Source organism: Microbacterium neimengense (assembly GCF_054782995.1).
On sequence record NZ_BAAGRK010000003.1, the window covers coordinates 1,566,058 to 1,576,998 of the forward strand.

The following is a 10,941-nucleotide window of genomic DNA, read 5'->3' on the forward strand; positions in this document are numbered from 1 at the left end:
GAGATGCGTCTCAGGCGGTTTCGTGACGCGGTTTCCGAGATCGTCCGCTCAGAACGGGAAGCAGAACCAGCCCCAGGGCCACGGACATCCCGGCTCTGTCGGCTCCGTGGGCCCGCTCGGGGACGGTGACGGCGACGGCGAGGGTGACGTGGTGGGTGACGGCGAGGTGGTGGGTGACGGCGAGGTGGTGGGTGACGGTGAGGTGGTGGGTGACGGTGAGGTGGTGGGTGACGGTGAGGTGGTGGGTGACGGCGAGGGCATGGGTGACACGGTCGGCGAGGGCGACGGGGCCGGCGCCGGCGACACGGTCGGCGAGGGCGACGCCGTGGGGCGCGGAGTGGGCGTGATCGACGGTGTAGATGAAGGCGAAGGCAGGCCGAAGGGACTCGAAGGGGCAGGTGTCGGCGCCTGGGCCGTCTGCGGAGGGAGAGCGCGGGGGGTGCGAGAGGCCTGCGGCGTCGGTGCGGGCGTCGGTGCGCTCGTCGGGGTCGCCGCGGCGTCCGGGGTGACGAAGACCTCGGGAGTCGGGTTCTCCGGTGTCGTCATGTTCGGCGACTCGGCCGCGGAATCCGCCGGCGAGATCGCCGCGGGCACAGGCGGGGCGAGCATGTCGCCGATGCCGCCGGCGGCCGCCCACGCCACGCCGCCGGCCACGACGGCGACCGCCGAGACGGCGACGACGGTGGTGACCTGCCAGGAACTGCGACCGGCCCCGCGAGGACGCAGCGCGCCGAGCCAGCCGCTGCCGGATGCGGACCCACCGCTCCCGGCGGCCATCGCCACGGCCGCGGCCTGTGCACCGCCGGACTGCGCCCACGCGGCGTAGCTCGCCGTCGCCGAGACGCCCACGACGAGCGGAATGAGAACGAGGGCGAGCCGCGATGCGACGTCGCGGGCTTCGCTCCACGCGAGCGCGCATCCGGTACAGGTGGCGAGGTGGGCATCCACGCGTCGGGCGTCGCGTCGCGAGAGGGCGCCGCGGGTGTGGGTGCCCAGCAGGGGGAGCGTCTCGTGGCAGTGCGGACCGCTCGGGTTGCGTAGCTGCGCCGTGACCCACGCGTCTCGGAAGCCGCGGCGGGCGCGGATCACGAGCGCGGATGCGGCGTTGGGTGCGAGGCCCATCAGCGGCGCGAACTGCCGCGGCTTGAGGCCGTCGACCTCGCTGTACCAGAGCGCCTCCTGCCATCTCGTGGGCAGACTGCGAAACACGGTCGCGGTCGTGCCGCGCTCGAGGGCGGACAACGCGGAGTTCTCCGCGTCTACGGATGCGGCATCGGCCGCATCCTCCAGGTCCATCGCGTCGGCCTTGACCTGGCGGGAGCCCCACTCGGCGGCGACGTTGCGCACGGCCGTCAGCAAATACGGGCGGAAGCCCATGACCGGGCCCTGGCCGCGTCCGATCGCGGCGAGGATGCGGGTGAAGGCCTCGGCGACGACGTCGTCCGGGTCGAGGGAGGTGAACGCGCGCGCGACGGCGTGCGCGGCGGCGGAATGGCGCAGCCACAGCTCGCCGTAGGCGCGGGAGTCGTTCGCGCGGACGCGCTCGACGAGATCGTCGTCAGACAGCTCGGGCATGGGTTTTCGGGTCGTCGTGCTTTGTGAGAAAGCTCTCATCTTCGGGTCTTCTCAGACTAAGGCCTCGCCGAGGGGCGGATGGAGGTCCCACGCATTCTGTGCAGAATCGCCGATGGACTCGAAGTTGCGCAGATGGCGCACGAGATCCGCGAACGCGTCGTCGGTGAACGCGCGGCAGTCCAGGAAGCAGGAAGCGGTGCCCGGGACCGTCACCACGACACAGCGCCGCAGGCGTCGGCCCCTCCTGGCGTCGCTCTCACGCGGCACGCAGAAGCTCACCAGGCCCCGCCGCCAGATCGCCGTTTCCTGCCCGTAGTAGATGTGCACGAGCGGCCCGCGGATCACGATCCGATCGGGCACGATCCTGGCCGTGGACCGTGTCGCGTGCCGCGGCATCCAGCGCCGCCACGCGCGAAGGGTCGGAACGGTGAACTCGGTGTGCGCAGGATGCATGCCTGAGAGATGCAGAAGTCGCCCGATCGTGACGCGATTGCGCAGAACCGATCAACGCGCTGGCGTCGCGCCGGACACGGGCGCGGGCGCGGGCGCCGGCGCGGACCGGGGCTCAGGAGCGAGTTTCGGCGTCGGCTTCCACGCCACCGAGCGGATGCCGAGGCTCCATTTGGCGACGGCGACCAGAGGGCCCGCGGTGTCGACGATGCCCGCGAGGGGCGTCACCAAGAGCACCAGCAGATGCTCGCGCGCCTTCTCGATCCGAGGCATCCCGGTGTAGCGGAGGTTGTAGAAAAGTCCGAGCTGGGTGCCGGCGAGCCACAGCGTCAGACCGACGGCCGAGACGATCCCATACACCGTGAGTTCGGGCGGCGCGACATCGAGCGTCCCGGTCGCGACCGCCTCCGCGGCCGCCGCGGTGACGAGCAAGGCGTTGGACACCAGCGCGAGCAGCGAGATCGGAAACCCGAGCGCGTAGGTGAACACGCGTGCGCGGATCACGACGGCGATGTGCGCGCGGTCACGGCGTGACAGTCGTCTCCACTGGGGGCTGCGCTGCAGGTGGGACAACGCCTGCAAGGCGCCGAACACCCAGCGCTCACGCTGCTTGTACGCCGCCTTCAGCGTGAACGGCGGCTGCTCGATCATCTCCGTGTGGTGCCAGCCGAAGACCCCGCGGCCGAAGCGCAGGTAGGCGGACAGACCGAACACCAGGTCCTCGGCGATGAGAGCGGCGCCGTCCAGCGTGCCGATGTCCCATCCGATCTCGTTCTCCAGATCCTGGCGCACGACGAGATTCGAGCCGTGCAGATGCAGCGGCGGAGGGCTTGTCATGACGGCGTAGCACTCGTGGCACCCGAAGGGCCGGTTCGATTCCATCGCCTTGTTGACGAGCGTCGCGCGGTCCCAGTCGAGACCGTAGGAGATCATGCCCTCCGAGATCCCGACCGGATGCTCGGCCAGCCGGTGGACCAGCCGGGCGAGGTTCATCGGGGTGAGAACGGACTCCTCGTCGAAGTGGACGACGTAGCAATCGCGCGGGTGGCGCCGGTGCTCGTCGACCATGAACTCCAGTGCGCGCGCCTTCAACAGGGTGCCGAGCCGCGTGCGGTAGTCGGGGGGCAGGAGGAAGGGGACGACGGGCACAGCCGCGTCGGCGTAGCGCGCCGCCAGGGCGGCGACTTCCTGTGCCTCCTCCGTCACGATCTCGACCCAGACGGCCCGCTGAAGGCTCGGGAATTCGGCGACGCCCTCGAGGATCGTGTCGATGCCGCGCTGCACGACGGACAGCGCGCCGCCCTTCGTCGTGATCTGGATGAGGAACTGCGCGGTGTGCCCACGCTCGGCGGCGGTGCGCAACGCGTGCGCCACGTCGGCGTCGGTGATCGTCCGACGCGACACATGAGCGTGGGCGCTGGCGCGTACGACCATCCACCAGAAGTAGAGGTAGGTGGCGACCAGCAGCACCATGGCGGCGAACAGGAACCACCCGAGGGGGGAAAGGTCCGGAGCGAAGCGGATCATCGATGGGTCCGGGCGCCCCTGCCCGGTGCCGTCGCCTTCGTCAAGGGCCCCCCGCGCGCATGAGACGCATCGCAGACTGGGGGCATGGTCGGAATCGCTGTTCTCTTGGTCATCATCGGAATCGTTCTGCTGCTGCTGGGCGTGTTCGTGGAAGCGGTGAAGTTCCTGCTCTGGATCGGGCTGATCATCCTCGTCATCGGGATCATCGCCGCGTTGATGCGCTTCATCCGCCGACAGAGTTAGTCTCCGCGCGACCTTCGAATCTAGGCGGTGTGCGCCGACGCGTCGCCGGTGGTGAGTGGTTCTCCGTCCCGGTCGCCGCGGCAGTTCGGCAGGGCACCGCTCAAGAGGGGCAGAGCGCGATGCCGTCCGTGCGGTCTCCCTCGCGGGGTGTGCCGTTCAGCGCCGCGACGACGCGGACCGCGCGGTCCCAGAACCGGGCGTAGTGCAGGGGGTCGGCGTTTACCTGCGTCTCGTGTGCGATCTGCGTTGGATCGAGTGCGGCCCGGTCCGGGACGCGCTCGGCCATCGCGCGGAAGAAGATCGTCGCCGCCGTGTACGGATCGAGGCGCTCCTCGCGGGAGCCCCAAGAATCCTGCTGCTGGAACAACCCGATCGAGGTCGTGGGAGATCCGTCGGGATTGGTCACCCCGCTCGTCTCCCAGTCGCCGTAGTCGAGGTTTCGCAGTGACGATTCGCCCATCGCCGTCATGATCGCAATGGTCTGGTCGCGCTCGTCGAAGCCGAGGTCGCGCCCCGCCGCGAGGATCGTGCACGCGTTGGCGAGCTGACCGGAACCGTAGCCCGCGATGCCCGGCTCCGCGATGCCGGGCGGGCGGGGTGTGTCGCCGATGCCGACGTCGATCCGGTCGCCGCCATCGAAGGCGCTGATCGCGGCGCTGCCGGCGACCAGGAGCGCCGCGATCAGGATGAGGGGCGCGGCGGCCAGGGCGACGACCGCGGCGATGAGCCCGCCGCGCGCACCGCGTCGCCGCGCGGACCGGGCGCGCCGATGCGCGGGGCGTCGCCGGGCGGGCGGTCGGCGACGGGCGGCGGAGGGACGTCGGGTCATCGCGGTCAGGGTAGAGGGTGCGCCTGGAGTTTCCCCAGACCTCAGCCGAGGGCCGCCGCCACGTGGTCCCACCACTCGGACGCCCGCGCGCGGTGGGTGTCGAACCGTTCGGTCGCGGCGTCACGGAGCGACGCGGCGCGAGAGATCAGGGCCGGCAGTGCAGCGGATGCGGAGGAGGCGTCGTCGATGTCGAACACACGGTCCTGGCCCCAGGGCTCCAGCGCACCGGTGAGCTTGATCCGTGTGTACTCGTCTGCCGCAAGGGCCAGGACGGGCACGCCGGACGGCGCCGCGAACACGACGGGGTGATAGCGGGAACTGATGAGCAGGCGCGCCGAGCGGGCGAGGGCGACCGCATGGGCCGTGTCGACCGTGCTCTCCAGCCTGCTGGGGCTCTGCAGACGAGCGCGGACGCGTTCGTGCACGACGACGTCTCCGCGCACGTCGCCGTCGGTGAGCGGGCCGAAGTGCGCGTGGAAGACGACGGGGGCGCCGGTGTGCTCGGCGGCCGTGTCGATCATGCGAGCAAGGGCGGCGTCGACCGCATCCGTCGGGCGATGCGCGTACCAGCCGGACAGGCTCACGAGCAGCGGTCCGGATGCGGGCGCGACAGTGGGGGCATCGAGGAAGGAGGCATCGTCGACCTGCCTGCGGGGGCGGAGCCCCCACGCGCGCACCAGGGCCTCGGTGCTGCCCTCGCGCACACCGACGAGCGCGGCGTCCGCGAGCGCTGCGCGCAGCCTGGCCTCGTCAGCTGCGGTCAGGTCGGGTCCGAAGGTCTGGCCGCTGAAGACGACCGGCAGTCCGCGTGCGGCCGCCATCCGGGTGAGGGTCGTGCGCTCGTAGATGTGCACCGGCCACCGCGAGGCGAGATTGCCGCCACCGGTGTGCAGCACACCGGTGACCGCGCCGAGCGCGTGGAGCACGCCTCGCGCCGGGTCGTCGGCGGCGAGCTCGGTGCTCCCGGTCGCCGCATCCACCAGCTGCTCGGCCCTGCGAGCCGCGGCGTCGCGGTCGAGCCCCGCAAAACCGAGTCGGTCGACGGCGTCGATCCCATACCGTGCGCGCGTGTCGGCGGGGGCGGAGGAGATGCCGACCGTCTCGATGCCGCGGCGGCGGAGCTCGATGACGGCGGCGTCGAACATCGCCTCGTCGCCGACGTGGAACAGGTCGTCGACGACGCCGACATCGCCGATGGCAAGAACGCTCACGCGGGCTCCGGGATAGTAGCGGGGGAAAGGGTGCGGCTCAACGCTAGCCTGCTGTTCAGACGTGTTCTCTACGATCGATCCGCTCGTGGCCGTCCGGCGACGGTGAAGGGAAGTGGGACGTGGGGATTCAGACGTCCATGGACGCGGTGCAGAGCGCTCCGACGATCGTCGATGCACTGCGCCGCGCCGACGAGCTGGCGTTCGAGGCGGGGCGCGAGCCGGGTGTGCGTTCGCTGCGCCATCTTGCCGCGGCTCTCGCGAGCGAGGATGATGTGCGCGCGCTGGCAGCGGTGCACGCGCTGGGAGCGATGACCGACGAGGAAGCCGGGCGGATGCTGGCGGCGCTGCTGTCCGATCGCCGTGCGTACGTGCGCGAGCACGCGGCATGGGCGCTGTCGCAGGGGCTGCCCCGGCTCGACGCGGTCGGGCGCCTCATCGCGATGGTCGCCGCCGGCGGGTTCTCCGCCATGCTCGCTCAGCGCACGCTCGAAGGCTGGTCGGTCCCCTCGGGCGAGGTGCTGGCCGTCGCGCTCGAGGCCGCGCTGGTGTCGACCGACGAGCCCTCCGCACGAGCGCGCCTGGTGGAGACCCTCGGTCTCGTGCGCGCGCCCTTGGCGACGAGGCCCCTGATCGCGATCGCCCGCAACGAGCGGGAAGACCCCGCGGTGCGCGAAGCCGCGATCGCCGCGCTGGGTCAGCGGCCCGGCCACCCCGGCGTGGAGAGCACGCTCGACGAGCTCATGTCGACCACGGGCCGGCTGGCCTCGGTGGCGCGGCTGGCGCTGCTGGATCTCGTGCCCCCGCAGCCGGATGCAGCCGATGCACCCCGCACGATCGCGCAACTGTTCCTGCACGCCGACATGGATGCGCAGCTGGCGACGGCGGGCGCCGGTGACAACGGCGGCATCGCGACGCTGCTCGTGCGCCTGGGCGACGCGCTGGTCGCCGACGACTCCGGACTCGTGGAGCGCGTCATCACCCTCGGACGCGGCAGCATCGACCAGGCCGCGAGCGATCTCCTGGACGTCGCGGGCACCCGGGGCGGGCACCGCTTCGGACGCGTGCCCATGGCGACCTCGCCGGTTCCCTCCGCAGCGGCGTGGGGATTGCGCGTCCAGGCGCGTCGCGGCATCCGCCGAGTGCTGCGCGCCGCGGGCCGCGTCGACGTGCTGCACCTGCGCATGGCTGATGTCGGAAGCCTCGCGGCGGCCGACGTCGCCCGCGAACTCGGCATTCCCACCGTCTTCACACTGGCGCCCGACCCGCACTCCGTGATCACGTCGCTCGAGGAATCCGGCCAGCTCACACGTGAGGGCTTCGGCGAGGCCGACCTGCGCGAGCACTACTGGTTCCGCGCCCGACTCGTGCAGTCGCTCGCGGCGGGTGCCGAGCACACGGTGCTCTTTCCCCGCCCGACGCTCGCCGACGACATGAAGCGGCTCGTCGGGGTGGACATCACCGCGCACGCCGAGCGGCACACCGTGGTCGCCGAGGGCGTCGACCTCGCCGTCGTCGACGACGCAGTGTCCCGCGTCGCGGCCCACGGTGCCGACGGCGACGCCCCGGCGGGCCTGGAAGAACTCGAGCGGATGCTCGCCGCGCTGCCGGAGGAGCGCCGCGGCCTGCCGCTGCTGGTCAGCGTGGGGCGCCTGCACCGCGTGAAGGGCATGGCGTCGCTCGTCGAGGCGTGGCACAGCTCCGCGCTCGCCGCGCGCACGAACCTGCTCATCATCGGCGGAGACCTCTCGCATCCGTCCGTCGACGAGCGGGAGCAGCTCGAGCGCATCGACGCGATCGTCCCGGCCTCCGAGCGTGCCGCGCACGGCCTCCTGCTTCCCGGACACCGCCCGAACGGCGTCACCGCGCTGTGGCTGGCGGCTGCTCGTGCGGGACTGGCTGGCCTGGCAGCGCCCCACGGCGTCTACGTCTGCGCGAGCATCAAGGAGGAGTTCGGCATCGCCCTGCTGGAGGCGATGGCGACGGGACTCGTCGTCGTGGCACCGGACGCGGGCGGGCCGGCCACCTACGTCGAGCCCGGTCGCACCGGATTTCTGGCGCCGACCTGGGACCGCGAGCGCTTCGTCGCCGCGATCACCGATGCGCTCGCCCACGCGAAGATCGACCCGGATGCCGTTGCCGAGCGTTCGCACGCGATGGTCGCCGAGCGGTTCACGATCCAGGCGATGGCGGCGACCCTCGCCCCGCTCTACCAGGCCGTCGCCTCGCAGGACGCGTACCTCGCCCGGCTGGCGGTGCTGCCCTCGTGAGACTGCTCGTCATCAGTCCGGACTACGCCTCGCACCTGCTGCCGCTCGCGACCCTCGCCACCGCCTGGCAGGACCGCGGGCACGAGGTCACCGTGGCGACCGGGCCCGCGACGGCGCCCATCGTGGCGGATGCCGGTTTCGCGCACGTCGAGCTGTCGCTCGGACGCGGTGCGAACGCGGGAGTCATGCGCACCGCTCAGCAGCAGGCGGACGAGGCCTCGTCGCTCGAGGGGTTCTTCTCCGCCACGCGCCTGGGTATGGTCGAGACGCTCACCTACCAGGCACGGGAACGGCTGACCGACCTGATGTGGGACCCGGTGGGCCGCGGCCGGCAGACGCTGGCGATCATCGACCGGGTGCAGCCCGACCGCATCCTCGTCGACCACCTCGCGTTCAGTGCGCGCATGGCGATGCAGGCCGCCGGCGTCGCGTACGGGGACGTCGTGCTCGGCCATCCGACCGCCCTGCCGGTGCCGGGAGAGCTCTACGGCGTGCCGCCGTTCTGGCCTCGCGCCTTCGATCCGGATGCGGCGAGCCTGACGGCGTTGCGCACGCTGGCCGCGGAGGTGTCCGAGCGATTCACCGCGCAGTGGAACGAGGCCGCATCCGAGGTCGACCCCTCGGCTGACGTCGTGACCGACGCCTTCGCGTCGCACGGCGACACGGTGCTCTACAACTACCCCGAGCAGCTCGCCGAGGGCGACGGTCGCGCCATGGCGCCCGGGGCCTTCCTGGGCTCGACGCTGCGCGAGGAGAGCGTCGATCCGTCGATCTCGCGCTGGATCGGCGAGGGCGAACCGTACGTGTACGTGAGCTTCGGCAGCTTCCTGTCGGTGCGCGACGACGTGCTGGCGCGGGTGGTCGAGGTGCTGCGCGCGCTCGGCGTGCGCGCCGCGATCGCGACGGGCGCCGCCGACACCTCGATGTGGGGCGACATCCCCGCCGGCTGGCTCGTACGCGAGTACCTGCCGCAGGTACGTCTGCTCGGCGCGGCGGCCGCCGCCATCACCCACGGCGGCAACAACTCCGTCACGGAGGCGTGCGCGCAGGGCGTGCCGCTGGTGGTGCTGCCGTTCTCGACGGATCAGTTCGCGGGGGCGGCGGCCCTGGAGCGCGCGGGAGTGGGCATCGCGTGCGATCCCAACCGTGCGAGCGCCGGAGAGCTGGCCGACGCGGTCGCCCGGCAGCTGCACGCGGATGCGGCCGCGCCCGCACTGCGCTCCCGGATGCGGCAAGACGGCCGTGAGCGCCCGGGCCCGCTCCGGGCCTTCGACGCCCTGGCCTGAACCCGGTCGGGCTCCGCTGGCCCCGAGCCCGTGGCGCCCAGCCCGGTGGCGCCGAGTGCGTGGCGCGAGTGAGCGATCCGATCGCCGAGCGAGCAGCTGATCGAGTGCTCGTTCGACGAAGGGATGCTCGCTCGGCGGGGAATTCCGGGGATCAGGAGATGCCGACGAGGCGCGCGATGGCACCGGGGTCGCTGGCCGCGGCCCGGTAGAGACCCATGCGAGCCTCGTTGGCCTCGTAGCCGGCGCCCACGCGCTGCTCGGCCGCGTGGTGCAGCGCGTAGACGCGACCGGCGTGGCGGCGCGGCGGCTCGCCCAGCACGGCCTGATGGGTGAGGTACCAGGCCGCGTCCTCGAAGCCCCATCCGCGGAACGCCTCGTCCTGGCCGCCGTGCGCGAACCATGTCTGCGGGGCCGCGACGTAGACGCCGGAGCAGGCCCCCTCGACGTACTGCTCGACGGTGCACTCGACGAGCGGTGTGCCGGCCGCGTACTCGGCGGAGCCGCTCGCGCCGAGCCAGCGGTACTCGTCGTAGGGCAGGTGGACTCGTCCGCTCGTGCGGGCCGCGGCGATCGCGGCGCGCAGCGGCTCCTCCTCGGGCAGGGTGTCGGCGTCGCCGATCACGACGACCGCATCCGGATGCGCGGTGCGCATCGCGAGGTTGCGGCACGCGGCGAGCACGAACACGTCGTCGTCGGTGTCGATCGTGCGCACCGACGCTTCGGGCAAATGGGTCTCGTACCAGCGGCGGACGAGCGCGAACGGTGCGCGGCGAGTCGGCGCGTCCCGCCAGGGGATCACGACCTCGACGGGGGGAACGAGAGCTGTGGACATCGCGCTCAGCATAAGTCCGTTCCGGACCCCCGCTGACCCCTTGCGCTGCCCGCTGCCCGCTGCCGGTCGGCTCCCGCATCCCGCCGGTCGGAGAATCGCGCGGATGTCGGAGGATGTGGCCAGAAACCTCCGACGCGGGGCGTTATCTCCGACCGGACGGTCGGGATCTGGGTGCCGGTAGCCCGGATACTCTGGAGGCGACGGCTGTGGGGGCCGTTGCGAAACCTTGGGGGGAAGATGTCACGCGTGCCCGCGCGCAAGCGATTCGGTCTCTGGACGGTCGTCGGCGGAGCGCTGTTCGCTCTGCTGCTCATCGTCAGCCTGTTCAGTACGGGAATCGGGGGACTGCTGATCATGGCGGGGCTCATCGCCTTCGTCACCGGCGTCTATGTGGTGGTCACCCGGCGATCGAGTTGGGCCGGGCTGCCGGCGATGCGGCGCGTGGGAGCGGCCGTTGCCGCAGGCGGCTTCGTGGTGCTCCTGGTTGGTACTGCCGCATACGGCGCCATGAATCCGCGCGAGGTGTCGGTGACTCCCGTCGCGACGTCGAGTCCCACCTCTCAACACGGTTCGCAGACCACACCGCGCCCCACGCCCTCGCGGGTCGTCACGCCGACACCCACGCCCACGCCGACTCCGACCGGGGCGCCCGCCGACCCGGCGCAGCCCGCGCCCGCGCCGGCGCAGCCCGAGCCCGCCCCGGCCCCGGCGCAGCCGGCCC

Annotated in this window: 9 protein-coding genes and 1 pseudogene; 4 read left to right on the forward strand and 6 right to left on the reverse strand. The window is 72.0% G+C overall.

Translation table 11 applies throughout. The annotated features are described in order from the left end of the window. Positions 1–48 precede the first annotated feature (48 nt). The 3 genes from ACYVJS_RS10295 to ACYVJS_RS10305 are packed head-to-tail and all read right to left on the reverse strand — an operon-like array spanning position 49 to position 3,552. Positions 49–1,575: a zf-HC2 domain-containing protein gene (locus ACYVJS_RS10295; RefSeq protein WP_460739844.1), complete on the reverse strand. Its 1,527-nt coding sequence runs from the start codon at positions 1,573–1,575 to the stop codon at positions 49–51. A gap of 51 nt (positions 1,576–1,626) precedes the next feature. Next, positions 1,627–2,028, reverse strand: a complete 402-nt coding sequence (locus ACYVJS_RS10300; protein ID WP_460739845.1) for a hypothetical protein — start codon at positions 2,026–2,028, stop codon at positions 1,627–1,629. Positions 2,029–2,079: 51 nt separating this feature from the next. Next, positions 2,080–3,552, reverse strand: coding sequence for a glycosyltransferase family 2 protein (locus tag ACYVJS_RS10305; protein ID WP_460739846.1), 1,473 nt, complete (start codon positions 3,550–3,552; stop codon positions 2,080–2,082). Positions 3,553–3,636: 84 nt separating this feature from the next. Here ACYVJS_RS10305 and ACYVJS_RS10310 point away from each other — a divergent pair, with 84 nt between their 5' ends. After that, entirely contained in the window at positions 3,637–3,795 is a 159-nt protein-coding gene (locus ACYVJS_RS10310; protein WP_234073626.1) for a hypothetical protein, read from the forward strand. A gap of 100 nt (positions 3,796–3,895) precedes the next feature. Here ACYVJS_RS10310 and ACYVJS_RS10315 read toward each other — a convergent pair whose 3' ends face one another. Together ACYVJS_RS10315 and ACYVJS_RS10320 are read right to left on the reverse strand one after the other, a co-directional pair. After that, positions 3,896–4,624 (reverse strand): peptidase M23, encoded by a 729-nt coding sequence (locus ACYVJS_RS10315; RefSeq protein WP_460739847.1) that lies wholly within the window; start codon positions 4,622–4,624, stop codon positions 3,896–3,898. A 41-nt stretch (positions 4,625–4,665) separates the two neighbouring features. Beyond that, entirely contained in the window at positions 4,666–5,835 is a 1,170-nt protein-coding gene (locus ACYVJS_RS10320) for a polysaccharide pyruvyl transferase family protein (RefSeq protein WP_460739848.1), read from the reverse strand. Between the two features lie 119 nt (positions 5,836–5,954). Between ACYVJS_RS10320 and ACYVJS_RS10325 the strand changes: the two genes are divergently transcribed. Further along, complete coding sequence (locus tag ACYVJS_RS10325) at positions 5,955–8,102, forward strand: glycosyltransferase (RefSeq protein ID WP_460739849.1); 2,148 nt, start codon at positions 5,955–5,957, stop codon at positions 8,100–8,102. After that, positions 8,099–9,388, forward strand: coding sequence for a glycosyltransferase (locus tag ACYVJS_RS10330; protein ID WP_460739850.1), 1,290 nt, complete (start codon positions 8,099–8,101; stop codon positions 9,386–9,388). Before ACYVJS_RS10325 ends, ACYVJS_RS10330 begins: the two co-directional genes overlap by 4 nt. Before the next feature lie 151 nt (positions 9,389–9,539). Here ACYVJS_RS10330 and ACYVJS_RS10335 read toward each other — a convergent pair whose 3' ends face one another. Then, positions 9,540–10,220: a hypothetical protein gene (locus ACYVJS_RS10335; protein ID WP_460739851.1), complete on the reverse strand. Its 681-nt coding sequence runs from the start codon at positions 10,218–10,220 to the stop codon at positions 9,540–9,542. A gap of 237 nt (positions 10,221–10,457) precedes the next feature. Here ACYVJS_RS10335 and ACYVJS_RS10340 point away from each other — a divergent pair. Next, positions 10,458–10,941, forward strand: a pseudogene (locus ACYVJS_RS10340) (hypothetical protein); the annotation flags it as partial.